Origin of the sequence: Mixta intestinalis (assembly GCF_009914055.1) — a bacterium.
Taxonomy (GTDB): domain Bacteria; phylum Pseudomonadota; class Gammaproteobacteria; order Enterobacterales; family Enterobacteriaceae; genus Mixta; species Mixta intestinalis.
On the sequence record NZ_CP028271.1, the window covers coordinates 1,196,010 to 1,211,482 of the forward strand.

Annotated in this window: 10 protein-coding genes; 3 read left to right on the plus strand and 7 right to left on the minus strand. The window is 56.8% G+C overall.

The annotated features are described in order from the left end of the window. Positions 1-66: 66 nt before the first annotated feature. Genes C7M51_RS05670 through fdhF form a run of 4 tightly spaced genes read right to left on the minus strand, consistent with a single transcriptional unit; the run spans position 67 to position 5,846 of the window. Positions 67-1,020, minus strand: a complete 954-nt coding sequence (locus C7M51_RS05670) for a cytochrome d ubiquinol oxidase subunit II (RefSeq protein ID WP_160620890.1) — start codon at positions 1,018-1,020, stop codon at positions 67-69. After that, the gene (locus C7M51_RS05675; protein WP_160620891.1) at positions 1,017-2,393 is read right to left on the minus strand and encodes a cytochrome ubiquinol oxidase subunit I; all 1,377 of its coding nucleotides are present in this window, start codon (positions 2,391-2,393) and stop codon (positions 1,017-1,019) included. Before C7M51_RS05675 ends, C7M51_RS05670 begins: the two co-directional genes overlap by 4 nt. Then, the gene (locus tag C7M51_RS05680) at positions 2,386-2,874 is read right to left on the minus strand and encodes a helical membrane plugin domain-containing protein (protein WP_160620892.1); all 489 of its coding nucleotides are present in this window, start codon (positions 2,872-2,874) and stop codon (positions 2,386-2,388) included. Before C7M51_RS05680 ends, C7M51_RS05675 begins: the two co-directional genes overlap by 8 nt. Next, complete coding sequence (gene fdhF / locus C7M51_RS05685) at positions 2,874-5,846, minus strand: formate dehydrogenase subunit alpha (RefSeq protein WP_160620893.1); 2,973 nt, start codon at positions 5,844-5,846, stop codon at positions 2,874-2,876. The genes C7M51_RS05680 and fdhF overlap by 1 nt, the downstream gene beginning before the upstream one ends. 209 nt (positions 5,847-6,055) lie before the next feature. Here fdhF and C7M51_RS05690 point away from each other — a divergent pair, with 209 nt between their 5' ends. Next, positions 6,056-6,352: a hypothetical protein gene (locus tag C7M51_RS05690; protein ID WP_160620894.1), complete on the plus strand. Its 297-nt coding sequence runs from the start codon at positions 6,056-6,058 to the stop codon at positions 6,350-6,352. Then, entirely contained in the window at positions 6,345-6,500 is a 156-nt protein-coding gene (locus C7M51_RS05695) for a hypothetical protein (protein WP_160620895.1), read from the plus strand. Before C7M51_RS05690 ends, C7M51_RS05695 begins: the two co-directional genes overlap by 8 nt. Positions 6,501-6,548: 48 nt before the next feature. On the opposite strand, the gene glgX is transcribed toward C7M51_RS05695, so the two are convergent. The 3 genes from glgX to treZ all read right to left on the minus strand — a co-directional run bounded on the left by glgX (position 6,549) and on the right by treZ (position 13,015). Beyond that, entirely contained in the window at positions 6,549-8,624 is a 2,076-nt protein-coding gene (gene glgX, locus C7M51_RS05700) for a glycogen debranching protein GlgX (RefSeq protein WP_160620896.1), read from the minus strand. 72 nt (positions 8,625-8,696) lie between these two features. Further along, on the minus strand, positions 8,697-11,231 hold the full coding sequence (treY, locus tag C7M51_RS05705; protein WP_160620897.1) for a malto-oligosyltrehalose synthase: 2,535 nt from the start codon (positions 11,229-11,231) through the stop codon (positions 8,697-8,699). Continuing rightward, positions 11,228-13,015 (minus strand): malto-oligosyltrehalose trehalohydrolase, encoded by a 1,788-nt coding sequence (gene treZ / locus C7M51_RS05710; protein ID WP_160620898.1) that lies wholly within the window; start codon positions 13,013-13,015, stop codon positions 11,228-11,230. Before treZ ends, treY begins: the two co-directional genes overlap by 4 nt. A gap of 529 nt (positions 13,016-13,544) precedes the next feature. On the opposite strand from treZ, the gene thrS reads away from it, so the two are divergent. Then, entirely contained in the window at positions 13,545-15,473 is a 1,929-nt protein-coding gene (thrS, locus tag C7M51_RS05715; RefSeq protein WP_160620899.1) for a threonine--tRNA ligase, read from the plus strand.

Sequence of the window (15,473 nt, forward strand, 5' to 3'; positions counted from 1 at the left end):
CAGCGGGAGAAAGATTATGCCTCTCATAGCGTTAACATGCAGCATATTAGTACAGCTACGGCGAAACTAGCGCACTTTGGCACGAAATACCCAGAAGGCCCAGCTGTTATAGGCGAGGGTGACCGGCAGGATTAGCGCGTAGCCGCTCAGCAGAAATAGCTGCGTTGCTGGCGCAGCGGCGGCCTGTTGAATCGTCAGTTTGCCCGGCAGTATCCAGGGATAGAGGCCGATAATCAGCAATCCCCAACATAAGGTTATCAGGCTTAACGCCAGCATCAGCGACAGCATGGGGCGTCTGCGTACCATGGCGATAAGCAAAGCTGCCAGCGTCAGCAGCGTCAGCAGCAGCACTATCCGGCCCGGCAGACGCTGCCAGGCCTGGAGCAGGGCACGATTATCCAGCATATTAATCGCCACCAGCAGCGCCAGGCTGAGTACCAGAAACAGCCAGGCCAAATGGTGCGCCAGCACGACCTCCGGTCCTCTGATACGCCACTGAATCCAGCAGCAGCCGCAGAGCAGATAAGCCGCAATCAGCCCCAGGCCGCACAGCGCCGGATAGAGCGACAGCCAGGCAAAAGGCCCGGATTCAGTTTGTCCGCTCACCACCAAACCGACCAGCGCGCCCTGAATAAAAGCGGCAATCAGCGAGCTAAGCTGGTGAAGTTTATCCAGCGCACGGTGCCAGCGCTGATTAACATGACCGCGATACTCCAGCGCCACGGCGCGCATCACCAGCGCCAGCAGCATAATAAACAGCGGTAAATAGATGGCGCTAAACAGCGTGCTGTAGGCCACAGGAAACAGCGCCAGCATGCCGCCCGCCAGCAGCACCAGCCAGGTTTCATTGGCGTCCCAGATCGGCAGGATAGTGGCGGTGAGGCGGCGACGTGATTCGGCGTTGCGAAAACAGAACAGCAGCATACCGACACCAAGATCGGTGCCGTCCAGCAGCAGGTACAGCAGCAGCGAGACCGCCAGCGTGGCGGCAGAAATATCAGCCAGCGACAGGGCAATCACGATTTATCTCCTGAAGGATCCATTTCCGGTGCCGGACCAGCCTCACCGACCTCAATGGTGCGATTGGCATAGCGCAGCAGATAACGCAGGCCGATAAAAAAGACCAGGCCGTAGATGAACAAAATAGCGCAGCCGGAGGCGATGACCAGCCTGCTATCAAGCGGTGAGACGCTGTCGGCGGTACGCAGCAGACCGTAAACGGTCCAGGGCTGCCGCCCCATCTCGGTAACGACCCAACCGGCGAGCATGGCGATAAAGCCTGCCGGCCCCATTAACACCACCGTTTTTAACAGCCAGCGCGTTTGCCACAAACGCCCGCGTAGCCGCTGCACCAGCGCCGCCAGACTAACGGCGATCGTTAACATGCCCAGCCCAACCATCAGACGAAAGGCAAAAAATAGCGGGGCAACCGGCGGGATATCCTGCGGCGGAAACTCGCTGAGACTTTTTATCTGACCGCTTAAGTTATGGCGCAGATAGAGCGAGCCGATATCAGGAATCGCCAGTTCCCAGCGGTTGCGCTGTTGCTGCTGGTCGGGCAGGGCGAACAGACGCAACGGCTCGCCCTGGCCCGGCGGCGGTCGCTGCCAGTCGCCTTCGACGGCGGCAATTTTTGCTGGCTGATAGCGCAGCGTATTTTCACCATGCAGATCGCCGATCAGCGCCTGAAGCGGCGTCAGGAACAATAGCCCCCACAGGCTCATTGAAGCCATCAGCTTTCCTCGCCCGTTATCCTCGTTGCGCAACAATTGCCATGCGCCCACCGCCGCTACCATTAAAGCGGTGCCGATCAGCATCGCCAGCGTCATATGTGCCAGCCGCCAGGGAAAAGAAGGGGTAAAAATAATCGCCAGCCAGCTCTGTGGCTGGAAACGCTGCTGCTCATCCAGCACAAACCCGGCGGGCGTTTGCATCCAGGCGTTGGCGGCTATGATCCAGAACACGCTGATCAGCGCGCCCACTGCCACCAGCGCCGTCACCATAAAATGCAGGCGCGGGCCGATGCGATCCATACCGAACATCATTACGCCCACCATGCCTGCTTCCAGAAAGAAGGCGACCAGCACTTCGTAGAACATCAGCGGGCCGATTAGCCCGCCGACGCGCTCAATAAAAGGGGCCCAGTTGGTGCCAAACTGAAACTCCATCACCACGCCGGAAACCACGCCGACCGCCACGTTCAGCGCAAAGATCTTCAACCAGAAGTTATAGACGTCGAGATAACGCTGCTGTTTACGCCACAGCCAAAGCCCTTCAAGTATCGTCAGCCACAGCGACAGGCCGAAGCTAAAACCTGCCAGGATAATGTGCAGGCCGATAGTTATCGCAAACTGGGCGCGGGAGAGCAGCAGCGTCAGCTCGGTATCAGGCATGGCTGTCTTTGCCGCTGAAGGCGCTGATCGGTTTCTCCGGCGCTGGCTGTTCCATCGCGCTGGCAAAGGCTTTCAGTCCGGCAACTAGCGGCATTACCGCGTGCCAGAGATCTTCATCATGCAGCAGTTTCCAGGTGCCGCTGACGCCCGGTGCCACGTCATGTTGCTGCTGGGTTTGCGTATGGTGATTGACCGCACTCAGCGCTGACTTAACGGCAGAAATCGTCTTATAAAACTCACCCGGCGGAATATCCGCCAGCGCCATCAGCAGTGCCGACAGGTTTTGCATCGCATTCTGCGAACCCGGCTTATTCAGGCCGTCCACCAGCACCTTAGCGATCTGGGTATTGGCGGAGACCACATCGTTGGCCAGACGTAAAAAGCCGTGGTGGTGCAGGCTTTGCAGCAACTCGTGCAGCGCGTCATGCGCGTCGGGGGCGGTTTTGGTTGGCGGCACCTCGTAGCTCATTCGTTCAGCCATTAAAATTTCTCCGGGTGTTGGGTGTGTTCAGGCGGCAGGGTATAGCCTTCCTGCCGCCACTTTTCTTCGATGGGCAGGTGCGGCAGCGGGGTACGGCTGCCGTGGCGGAAGTTTTGCCGCGGCAGCACCTCCGCCTGCGGCGGGTGCGGCAGCTTTTGCATCCTCACGGCGATCTCTTTATAGGCTGGCGTGTTGACATCCGGATCGTGGTGATCGCCGGTCAGGCTGTTAATGCCGGGTTTGCCGTGGTGGATTGGGATAAACAGCACGTTTCCCGCCACGCGTGAAGTGATGGTAACCGGCACCTGTAGCGCGCCGCGCCGTGAAGCGATGTTGACCCAGTCGCCCTCGCTGAGCTGCCGTTCACGGGCGAGCTGCGGGCTGATTTCAACAAACCAGTTTGGCGAGAGGTTGAACATTCGACCTCCGCGTCCGGTCTGGTTAGTGGACTGGAAATGTTCCAGCATACGTCCGTTGTTCAGTAGCAGATCGTACTGTTCGTCCGGTTCTTCCTGCGGCGGCTGCCAGTCAACAGGCCACAGCACCGCTTTGCCGTCAGGGAATTTAAAACCGTCGGTATAGAGCAGCGGCGTGCTGCTGCCGTCTGCTTTTACCGGCCAGAGCTGTGATTGCCAGCCGCTGAGACGCGCATAGCTGACCCCGGCGAAAAGCGTGGCGATGTTTGCCGCTTCAGCCATAATGTCGCCCGGATGACGGTAATCCCAGGGATGTCCGAGGCGCGCTGCCAGATCGGTCAGAATGCGCCAGTCCGGGCGGCTGTCGCCCAGCGGCGGCATCACCTCATAAAAGCGCTGAATGCGGCGCTCGGTATTAACGTAGCTGCCCTCTTTCTCCACGCTGGGGCAGCCGGGCAGCACCACGTCGGCAAATTCGGCGGTACGGCTCATAAAAATATCCTGCACCACCATAAAATCGAGTTTGCTGAAGGCCTCATGCACTTTGCTGGCGTCGGCATCGGAGAACGCGGTTTCCTCGCCGATAATCATCATCGCCTTCAGCGAACCTTCATGAGCATGTTGCACCATCATAAAGTTATCGGAGCCGACCTTATCGGAGAGTGCCGTCGCCGTAACGCCCCAGGCGCGCGCCCATTTTTCCCGTACCGCCGCGTCGGTGACGCTTTCATAGCCGGGATAGACGTTGCTCAGACAGCCAAAATCGCTGGCACCTTGTACATTGTTATGGCCGCGCATCGGATAGCCACCGGTACCGGGACGGCCATAGTTGCCGGTAACCAGCAGCAGATTAGAGAGTGCGGTGCTGGTATCGGCACCGTGGCTGTGCTGGGTAATGCCCATCGCCCAGAGCAGGCAAACGCGCTGCGCCTGACCAATCATTTCTGCCGCCTCAATCAGCTGCCCGACGGCAAGATCGGTATGCTCGCTGGCGTAGTGCAGGCTGTAGGGAGCCAGCGAGGCGCGATACGCCTCTACCTGATTGACCTTGTCATTAAGAAACGCGGTGTCGGCATAGCCGTGATCGAACATATAGCGCGACATGGCGCTGGCCCAAAGGCTGTCGCTGCCGGGGCGAATACGCAGCCAGAGATCGGCACGCTCCGCCATTTCGTTCATGCGTGGATCGACCACCAGCAGTTTCTGCCCCTTGTGCTTCTGCGCCGCCTTGATGCGCGAGGCGATTACCGGATGGTTTTCCGCCAGGTTGCTGCCAACGATGACGATCAGATCGGCCTGCTGTAAATCTTCCAGCGTGCCCGCATCGCCGCCGTAGCCTACGGTGCGAAACAGCCCCTGAGTGGCCGGGTTCTGGCAGTAGCGCGACGAGTTATCCACATTATTGGTGCCGAAAATCAGTCGGGCGATTTTTTGCGTCAGGTAGGCTTCTTCATTGCTGCCCTTGCTGGAGCCGATAAAACCGATGCTGTCGCCGCCGTGTTGCGCGGCGATCTCTTTCAGCCGCCGCGCTACCAGGTCCAGTGCTTCATCCCAGCTGGCGGGGCGGAAGCGGCCCTGTTCGCGGATCAGCGGCGTGGTCAGGCGCTGCGGGCTGTTGACGAAATCCCAGCCGAATTTGCCTTTCAGACAGGTGGAAATGCCGTTGACTGGCGCATCGACCACCGGCTGTACCTTGAGGATATGACGATCGCGCGTCCACATTTCAAAGCTACAGCCGACGCCGCAGTAGGTGCAGACCGTTTTGGTTTTTTTTATCTCTTTCTGGCGCATCGCCATATCCATCAGCGATACGCCGGTAATCGGCGGCGCGCCGATGGTGTTTTCCAGCGCTTTCACCAGATCGATCATCGGCCGCTTCAGATCTTCCGGCATGGCGGTAAAAGGTCCGGCGTTGGGCTGCATGGTTTTTTCCAGCAGCGCATTGCAGGGGCAGACGGTAACGCAGTGACCGCAGCTGACGCAGCTGGAACCGGCAATCTGCGTGCCGCCGTCCCACAGCACACGCGGGTGATCGGCGCTGTAGTCGATAGAGAGCGTTTCGTTGACCTCAACGTTTTGACACGCTTCGACGCAGCGCCCGCACAGAATGCACTGATCGGGATCGTAGGTATAGAAGGGGTTGCTTTCATCTTTCTGATAAGGCTTGCGCTGGTAGGGATAGTACTGAATCGGAATATGCATATCGGCGACGGTGTTGTGCAGCGTACAGTCGCCGGTATTGTGTTCACACAGCGTGCAGTAAAGCTCATGGCGCGCCAGCAGGCGATCCATGCCTTCTTCCTGCGCTGCCAGCGCCTCTGGCTGACGGCTGGAGATGGTCAGGCCCTCCTTGCTGCGCAGCGTACAGCCGCGTACCAGTTCGCCCTGATGCTCTACCCAGCATACGTCGCAGGATTGCAGCGGCGGCAGCGCCGGGTGATAGCAGACGTGCGGCAATATTTTGCCCTGCGCCTGGAGAAAATCGATCAGCGGAATATCGGCATCGCCGTGCAGCGGCTCACCGTTATAGATAATGGTGCAGGTGTGTTGGCTCATTGGGTGTTCTCATCACGACATGCGCGTTAACCACTTCCTGTGGGTTATCCCTGTTTTCGTAAAGTTATGTCATTGAAGGTAGACCGTAACCGCGGGACCGGCAAAGCGAAGCGGCTAAATGTTTGTCAAATAAAATATTTTCATAGGCCTTGCATGGCGACGGTTGCCGCCTACGCTTTAAAGAAAAAGCGGGAGCGGAGGGCCTGATCATGAGCGAAGTCATGTCGTTGTTGTCCGGGGGCTGGAGCTGGGTACTGGGAGGGCTGGCGGTAATCGTCGGTCTCGCAGGCTCTTACTTTGGTGGAAAAAAGATCGGTAAAACGCAGGAGAGAGCTAAGGCAGAGGTGGCGGCGGCCCAGCTACAAACGCGTCAGGCAGAGGTCGTTGCGCATAAACAGGCGGAAAATATTAAGGTGGCAAAAAATGTGGAAACGTCTAACGCTAATCTCAGCGATGCTGCTGCTCGTGACAAGCTGCGCCAGTCGAAATACAACGTCAATGATTGACCGCGCCAGCGTGGACTCTTCCTGCACGCTGTTTCAGCCGATTTATACGCACGGCAACGATGCGGAAGTGATGGATGCGCGCACGGTGAGGGCGATCAATACCCATAACGAATTGTGGGATCGGTTGTGCAGCAATAAGAAATCGTAACCGTTAAGCGAAGCGCGGGCGCCGCCGATGCAGCGCCCGCGTGTTATATTAAGGGCGTCGGAAAAGGGCGATACTGCGTCCTTCCAGTTCGAAATCCATCTCTTTATTGATCACCAGCCCGCGTTTTGCGCTGTCAGAGGTGGTGAGTTCCAGCACCCAGCCGCCTTCGCCAAACTGCGGAATGCGGAACGGCACATTGCCTTCAAACGGGTTAAACAGCATCAACACATCATGCCAAATCCCTTCCTCCGGCTGCAAATCCGGACGGCCGAGATAAACGCCGAGCGTGGAGCCTTCATCCCACTGTTCCGGCTGCTGGAAACCGCCTCCGGCGTTAAACCACTTGATATCCATGCCGTCACGCCAGTTTTCCCGACGCAGCAGCGGCTGTTCGGCGCGTAGTTTGATGACCTGACGCGTAAACTCGCGCAGCGCCTCGCAGCTTTCCGGCAGATCGTCCCAGTGTACCCAGGAGATCTCGCTGTCCTGACAGTAACCGTTGTTGTTACCCATCTGGCTGCGCCCGAACTCGTCGCCTGCCAGCAGCATTGGCGTGCCGTGGGAGAAGAGAATAGTGGCGAGAAAATTACGCTTCTGCCGCTCACGTACCGCGTTGATACCTTCATCGTCGGTTGGCCCTTCGACACCGTAGTTACAGGAGCGGTTATCGTTATGACCGTCGTTATTATCTTCGCCGTTAGCCTCGTTATGCTTTTCGTTGTACGACACCAGGTCGTTGAGCGTAAAGCCGTCATGGGCGGTGATAAAGTTAACGCTGGCCCAGGGGCGGCGCCCGCGCTGATCGTAGAGATCGCCGGAACCGAGCAGGCGTGCGGCGAAATCGGTAGAAACGTTATCGCCTTTCCAGTATTCGCGCACCGTATCGCGATATTTATCGTTCCATTCGGCCCAGCCCGGCGGGAAGCCACCCACCTGATAGCCGCCGGGGCCAATATCCCAGGGCTCACCGATCAGTTTCACCTTCGACAGTACCGGGTCCTGCATCACCGCATCGAAGAAGCCGCCGCGCTGGTCAAAGCCTTCCGGCTCGCGACCGAGAATAGTGCCGAGATCGAAGCGGAAACCATCGACATGCATCGATTCCGCCCAGTAGCGCAGCGAGTCCATCACCATTTGCAGCACGCGCGGGTGCGAGGTGTTAACCGTGTTGCCGGTACCGGTATCGTTAATGTAGTAGCGGTGCTGATCGGGCATGGTGCGATAGTAGGAGAAGTTATCGATCCCCTTGAACGACAGCGTCGGGCCAAGCTCGTTGCCTTCTGCCGTATGGTTATAAACCACGTCGAGGATGACCTCGATACCGGCATCATGGAATGAGCGCACCATATCGCGGAAGCCCTGAATGCCATTCGGCCCGTAATAGCGCGAGGCCGGGGCGAAGAAGCCGAGTGAGTTATAGCCCCAGAAATTTTTCAGCCCTTTATCCAGCAGATGCTGATCGTCCGGGAACCAGTGAACCGGCAACAGCTCCACCGAGGTGATGCCGAGGCTTTTAATATAATCCACCGATGCCTTATGGCCCATGCCTTCGAAAGTGCCCTGCAGTTCCGGCGGCAGCGCCGGGTTGAGCTGGGTAAAGCCTTTCACATGGGTTTCATAGATCACTGAGCGCGGCCAGGCGATAGCGGGGCGATGATTATCCTGCCAGTCAACGGCGTTGGGATCGATGACCCGGCATTTCGGGGTAAAAGGGGCGCTGTCACGCGTGTCGAAAGTCAGGTCTTTATCTTCATGCAGCAGATCGTAAGCAAAATGCGCCTCGTTCCATTCGATATCACCTGCCAGCTCGCGCGCGTAGGGATCGATAAGCAGCTTGTTGGCGTTGAAGCGGTGGCCGTTTTCAGGATCGTAAGGGCCATGAACGCGGTAGCCGTAGAGCGCGCCCGGTTTCAGGCCCGGCACGTAGCCGTGCCAGATTTCATGGGTATATTCCGGCAGATCGAAGCGGGCGATCTCATTTTTCCCGCTCGGATCGTAGAGGCAAAGTTCCACGCGCTCCGCATGGGCGGAGAAAATGGCGAAATTGACGCCTTCGCCATCAAAGTTGGCGCCAAGCAGGTGACTGTACCCCGCCGTAATTTCAAAAGGCTTACCGTTTGACATGCATTCTTCTCCATTGAATGTTCAGGTTTTCGCAGAGAGCAGCGATAGCTAACTAACGTTAAAGCAATAAAATCAAATGCTTAAAAAAGAAACCGGCAGGCAGCGATCGAACGTTTCCAGCGCAATACGATCGGTAACGTCGCGCTCTTCACCGCTCAGCATGTCGCGGTAGCGGCGGTTGGCGAGTCGCTCGGGCAGCACCAGCTCCGTTCCCGCCCAGTGTTCACGATGTGGCTGCGCCAGGTTATCTGGCAGAACGTTAAACACCAGACGGGGAGCAATAACGATCAGCGCCGCATCGTCATCTACCCTGGCGAAAGCGATAACGTTTTCTTCGTGCTCGCCGACTGCGTTGAGCGGCAGATAGTCACCGCGCTGGAACAGTGCGGGCTGCTGCTGGCGCAGGTGCAGCAATCGGGCGACGATACGCTGTTTTAACGCGCCGCTGCGCCAGCCTTCTTCACCGGTGATGGCCGACATATTGTCATCGTCCAGCATCTGTTCCAGCGCGGGAAAATCGGGATCGCGTCGGTTATCAGGATCGACCAGGCTGAAATTAAGTGCCTCGCTGCCCTGATAGATATCAGGTACGCCCGGTGCCGTTAGCTTCAGGATAGTCTGCGTCAGGCTGTTCACCAGGCCTGCACGAATAAATGGCTGGAGCGCGGCGGTAAAATCTTGCAGAAAACGCGTATTGTCGGGAGAAAGCAGGTGGCTGGCGTAGTTAAGCACCGCCTTCTCATAGCTGTCGTTGCTGTCGCCCCAGTTGGTGCGCTGTTTCGCTTCACGCAACGCTTTTTCGGTAAATTCCAGGAAGCGTTCTTCCAGCGCTTTCAGGCCCGCCCGATCCTGCGGCTGTAGCGTGGTTGGCCAGATGCCCGCCAGCGCCTGATAGAGCATCCAGGCGACCGCCGGTTTTGGTGCCGTACCATCTTCCAGCGTCACCACTTTTTCCTGGTTTATTTGACGCCAGCGGGTTACGCATTCCGCCCAGCGCTGTGGCGCTTCGGTCAGCGTATAAAGTCGGGCGCGGGCATCTTCACCGCGTTTGGTATCATGGGTTGAGGTGCCGGAGAGCGCATCCGGCTGGCGTTCCAGCCGTGTTTGCATTTCCCGATGAAAGCGGCTGATAGAGAAAGTGCGCGGCAGCGGCTCGGCACCCACCTCATTCAGCGCCAGATCCATGTTCTGGCGGAAGAACAGCGTATCTTCAACCGATTTTGCCATTAGCGGGCCGGTTAACTGCTGGAAGCGGATGCGGAAGTTTGCGGCTTCGGCGGCTGCGTCTTCAGCAATATCGCCCGCCAGAAGCCGGGTGAGAAAATCGAGCGTTGCACTATCGGGCGCATTGGCACCGGCTTTTACCCTGTCAACCACGCTTTGTAACATCTCCCGATCCGCCGTACGCATACCCGCTGTGGTGCCATAGGTGCGGTAAACCGGGAAGGCGATCAGTAGCTCGCGCAGCGCAGTGGCGACAGCCTCCCGATCCAGGTCCACGTTTTCTGATTCAGCGACCGTTAGCGCGATATGCAGCAAACGGGTAAACTCGCCTTCAAAGTTTTTATTCGCCATCAGCAGCTTGGCGGCGCGCAGCTCGGCCTTCATATCGACTTGCCTGCCGTTTACCTCATTCCAGGCTTTGCGCATGGCACCGAGCTGATCGTTATCCACCAGCACATCGGAAAGGGATTCGATAAATTCATAGCCGGTGGTGCCGGAGATCGGCCACTCTTCGGGGATTTGTTCGCCTTTGCCGAGAATTTTCTCTACCGTGATATAGCACTCCGGCCCGGCCTGCTGGCGCAGCTGCGCCAGATAAGCCTGCGGATCGGCCAGGCCGTCAACGTGATCGACGCGCAGTCCATCGACTACGCCGGAATGCACCAGTTCAAGAATCAGGCGATGGGTATCATCGAATACTGCCTTATCCTCAACCCGTACCCCTACCAGACCGGTAATCTCAAAGAAGCGGCGATAGGAGAGATCGCGCGGCGCGTCACGCCACGACATTAAACGCCAGGGCTGTTGATCGTGCAGCTCAGACAGCGCCCTGGCATCTGTTAACGCTAAGACTTCCTCTTCGCGCCCCTGCCAGCTTTCCGGCGTCAGCGGGTAGAAGCTTTCGTAACAGGCGAAAGCGGGGCGACCGGTTTGCGGATCGCGCTGTACGCTGATATCGCCGTTTTCCAGTACCTTTTCAAAGGTATCGCCGAGAAAGGGCAGCGTCAGGCGGCGCGTCCAGTCAATATCAAAATAGTGGGCGTAGCGGCTCTGCGATCCATGCTCTATCACGTCACGCCACCACGCATTTTCCAGCGAGGCGGCCATATGATTCGGCACGATATCCAGAATCAACCCCAGCCCGGCCTGCTGGAGCGCCTTTACCATGCGGTCAAAGCCCGCGCGTCCGCCGATGGAAGGATCGATCTCATTGGCATCGGTAACGTCATAGCCGTGCGTTGAACCTGTGGTAGCGGTAAAGATCGGTGAGGCATAAAGATGGCTGATGCCGAGCCGCTTAAGGTAGGGCACCAGCGCGGCGGCGCGATCGAACGTCATGCCGTTGCGAAACTGAATACGGTAGGTTGCGGTTGGAATATTCACGATGCATCTCCTGAGGCAAGGCGGACGATAATGGCGTTTTGCGGCAGTTCAGCGCTCGCCTGCGGCCAGGCAAAAATCGTTTCGCCCGGTAGTTCCGGCAGCGGCTGGGCGTTTTCGCCAATATTGATCGCCATAGAAAGCGTTCCTTGCGGGAAGCGCCAGCTTACGGCGACAAATCCCGTTGCGGTTTTCAACACGCTGCCCGCGTTACCGCCTGCGGTAGCCAGCAGCGGAACGACATGTTGCTGACGCAGCGCCAGCAGTTCTCGTGTGAACGCCAGCCAGGCTTTGCCTTCTTCGCTTTCAGGCTTGTTCCAGTCGAGTTTTGAACGGTTAAACGTCTCCGGCGCGTTAGGATCGGGTACGCTTTCGCCTTCATGCCCGGCGTGACCGGCAAACTCTTTAGCCCGACCTTCGCGCACCGCTTTAGCCAGATCGCCATGAAAATCGGTGAAGAACAGGAAGGGGTTGGTTTCGCCATACTCTTCGCCCATAAACAGCAAGGGAATATGTGGCGAGAAAAGCAGCATGGCGAGCAGAACTTTGGTGCGAGCGGATCCGGCCAGGGTAATCAGCCTGTCGCCCTGGGCGCGATTGCCTATTTGATCGTGGTTCTGAATAAAATCGACAAAGGCGACCGGCGGCTGACCACTGCTTTTGACGCCCTGCGGTTTGCCGGTTTGCGGTGACACCTCTCCCTGCCAGGCGAAGCCTTCCGTCAGGGTGCGGGCCAGCAGTTTTTCCGGCGCGCTGGCAAAATCCTGGTAGTAGGCGTGCGTTTCGCCGGTGGCGAAAACGTGCACGGCATTGTGGAAATCGTCGTTCCATTCGCCGGTAAACAGTGGCGCGTTGCCGTTTTCATCGCGCGGGTGCAGGAAGATAACGTTACGGTTATCTTCGGTGGTGAGGTGAATCGGACGATCGGTAATCTCAGCGCGGATGCGTTCGGCAATCTCGATCAGTATGTGGCGATCGGAACTGTCTTCTATCTGATCGATGGCATCGAAGCGCAGGCCGTCAAGGTTAAACTCCTGTAACCAGTAAAGCGGCGCTTCAGCAATGTAGCTGCGGGTTGCCTCTACATCATAGGCGATGCCTGCGCCCCACGGCGTCATACGTTCTTTATGGAAGAAATCAGGCGACAGCAGCGGCAGGTAATTGCCTTCCGGGCCGAAATGGTTAAGCACGATATCAAGCACTACCGAGAGGCCGTGATCGTGGGCGGCATCCACAAAAGCTTTAAAATCATCCGGCGTGCCGTAGGCGGCGTGCGGCGCATACAGCAATACGCCATCATAGCCCCAGCCGCGTTGACCGCCAAATTGCGAAACCGGCAGCACCTCAAGCATGGTGACACCCAGTTCGGCCAGATATGGCAGCTTTTTAATCGCCGCCTGAAAGGTGCCTTCCGGGGTAAAGGTGCCGATGTGCATCTCATAAACGACGGTATCGCTCCAGGGACGGCCTTGCCATTTAGTGTTACGCCATTGATAGCGGGTGGGATCGATAACCAGAGAAGGCCCGTTGACATCCGCCTTTTGGGCGCGTGACGCCGGATCCGGTACGGTCATACCGTCAGCCAGTACAAAATGATACTCCGCGCCGGGCGCAACGCCGGAGACCTGTCGCTCAAACCATCCGTCACCGATCGGGTTCATCGCTTTTTCTTCGCCGGATAACCTGAGCGTTACCGTTTTCTGCCCGGTCGCCCAAAGGCGAAAACGAACGCTACCGTCGGCCTGATATTCGGCACCCCAACTTTTCACAAATGATTTGGACTCCATTCAATTGCCTCTTTATATCCGGAAGTGAGCAATGGACGACATCGCGCGGGATTTATTCCGCTGATGCGATTTAATAGCGTATAGATGTAAGCGCGATCTGGATGCCATCGGGGGCAGCGCTTTTGCGGCAGCTATCTGAGATGGCTGCCCACTCAGCGTGGCGAAATTGAAACGGTGTCCGATTGTCCCGGCTCCAGGCAGCGTACAGAGAACAATCATAGACCATTATGCAAGAGTTGAAGGGCGGGCAGGCTAAGGCTGACAGGGTTAGCATCTGCCAACCGATAGTTGGCGAATTGCAGCAAGAAAAACGGCTTACTATTCACCTGTTTTATATCCCTCTTTAAGCGTGTAAGATATTCACGCTTTAGTAATCAACCGGTTCGGTCACGTTGAACGTCCGTGCCTGACCGCGCGCCAAACTGACAATTGTGGGTTGGTATTGGTCGGTGAATTGCTGAAAATTAACTCAAAATCAATTTTGCATGTAATCTTTCGTGTGGGTTACCACTGCATTTAAGGATATGAAATGCCTGTAATTACTCTTCCTGACGGCAGTCAGCGCAGCTACGATCGTGCCATTAGCGTAATGGAAATCGCGCAGGATATCGGACCGGGCCTGGCGAAAGCCTGCATCGCCGGTCGGGTTAACGGCGAGCTGGTGGATGCGGTCGATCCTATCTCTGAAGACGCCTCCGTGGCGATTATCACCGCTAAAGATGAAGCGGGGCTGGAAATTATTCGCCACTCCTGCGCGCATCTGCTGGGCCATGCGATGAAACAGCTGTGGCCAAACGCTAAAATGGCTATCGGCCCGGTAATCGATAACGGCTTCTATTATGATGTGGATCTCGATCATACCCTGACGCAGGAAGATCTCGAGCGGCTCGAAAAGCGCATGCACGAGCTGGCTGAAACCAACTATGACGTGGTGAAGAAAAAAGTCAGCTGGCAGGAAGCGCGCGACGTCTTCGCCGAACGTGGCGAAAGCTATAAAACGACAATTCTCGATGAGAACGTCAGCCACGACGACCGCCCTGGCCTTTATCACCACGAAGAATATATCGATATGTGCCGAGGGCCGCACGTACCGAATATGCGCTTCTGCCACCACTTTAAGCTGCAAAAAATTGCGGGCGCTTACTGGCGCGGCAACAGCGATAACAAAATGCTGCAACGTATTTACGGCACCGCCTGGGCAGATAAGAAACAGCTGAACGCCTATTTACAGCGTCTGGAAGAGGCAGCGAAGCGCGACCATCGTAAGATCGGTAAGCAGCTTGACCTCTACCATATGCAGGAAGAAGCGCCCGGTATGGTGTTCTGGCACAACGACGGCTGGACGATTTTCCGCGAGCTGGAAACCTTCGTGCGCAGCAAGCTGAAAGAGTACCAGTATCAGGAAGTTAAAGGTCCGTTTATGATGGACCGCGTGCTGTGGGAAAAAACCGGTCACTGGGAAAACTACAAAGAGGCGATGTTCACCACCGCGTCTGAGAACCGTGAATACTGCATTAAGCCGATGAACTGCCCTGGCCACGTGCAGATTTTCAATCAGGGTCTAAAATCATACCGCGACCTGCCGCTGCGCATGGCGGAGTTCGGCAGCTGCCACCGCAATGAGCCTTCTGGTTCGCTGCACGGTCTGATGCGCGTTCGCGGCTTTACTCAGGATGACGCCCATATCTTCTGTACGGAAGAACAGGTACGCGCTGAGGTAAACAGCTGCATCAGAATGGTGTACGACATGTACAGCACCTTCGGTTTTGAAAAAATCGTGGTGAAACTTTCTACCCGTCCTGAAAAACGCATCGGTAGCGATGCGCTATGGGATCGCGCAGAAGCGGATCTGGCCGCAGCGCTGGAAGAAAACGCGATTCCGTTCGACTACCAGCCGGGCGAGGGAGCATTCTACGGTCCGAAAATCGAATTTACCCTGCATGACTGCCTCGATCGTGCCTGGCAGTGTGGTACCGTTCAGCTCGACTTTTCTTTGCCGGGCCGTCTGAGTGCATCGTATGTAGGTGAAAATAATGAACGACAGGTGCCGGTAATGATTCACCGTGCTATTCTGGGTTCAATGGAACGCTTTATCGGTATTCTGACTGAAGAATACGCCGGTTTTTATCCAACCTGGCTGGCACCGGTACAAGCAGTGGTGATGAATATCACCGACGGGCAGTCTGATTACGTCAACGAATTAACGCGAAAACTACAGAATGCGGGCATTCGTGTAAAAGCAGACTTGAGAAACGAGAAGATTGGCTTTAAAATCCGCGAGCACACATTGCGTCGCGTCCCTTACATGCTGGTCTGCGGTGATAAAGAGGTAGAAGCTGGTAAAGTGGCTGTACGTACCCGCCGCGGTAAAGACCTTGGGTCGATGGACGTAGATGTGCTGATCGAGAAGCTGCAGCAAGAAATACGCAGCCGCAATCTTCATCAATTGGAGGAATAA

Excerpts from the sequence above, each read along its gene's own strand:
- C7M51_RS05675 (WP_160620891.1), bottom strand. The coding sequence starts at position 2,393 with ATGCCTGATACCGAGCTGACGCTGCTGCTCTCCCGCGCCCAGTTTGCG.
- C7M51_RS05680 (WP_160620892.1), bottom strand. The coding sequence starts at position 2,874 with ATGGCTGAACGAATGAGCTACGAGGTGCCGCCAACCAAAACCGCCCCC.
- fdhF (WP_160620893.1), bottom strand. The coding sequence starts at position 5,846 with ATGAGCCAACACACCTGCACCATTATCTATAACGGTGAGCCGCTGCAC.
- C7M51_RS05690 (WP_160620894.1), top strand. The coding sequence starts at position 6,056 with ATGAGCGAAGTCATGTCGTTGTTGTCCGGGGGCTGGAGCTGGGTACTG.
- C7M51_RS05695 (WP_160620895.1), top strand. The coding sequence starts at position 6,345 with ATGATTGACCGCGCCAGCGTGGACTCTTCCTGCACGCTGTTTCAGCCG.
- glgX (WP_160620896.1), bottom strand. The coding sequence starts at position 8,624 with ATGTCAAACGGTAAGCCTTTTGAAATTACGGCGGGGTACAGTCACCTG.
- treZ (WP_160620898.1), bottom strand. The coding sequence starts at position 13,015 with ATGGAGTCCAAATCATTTGTGAAAAGTTGGGGTGCCGAATATCAGGCC.
- thrS (WP_160620899.1), top strand. The coding sequence starts at position 13,545 with ATGCCTGTAATTACTCTTCCTGACGGCAGTCAGCGCAGCTACGATCGT.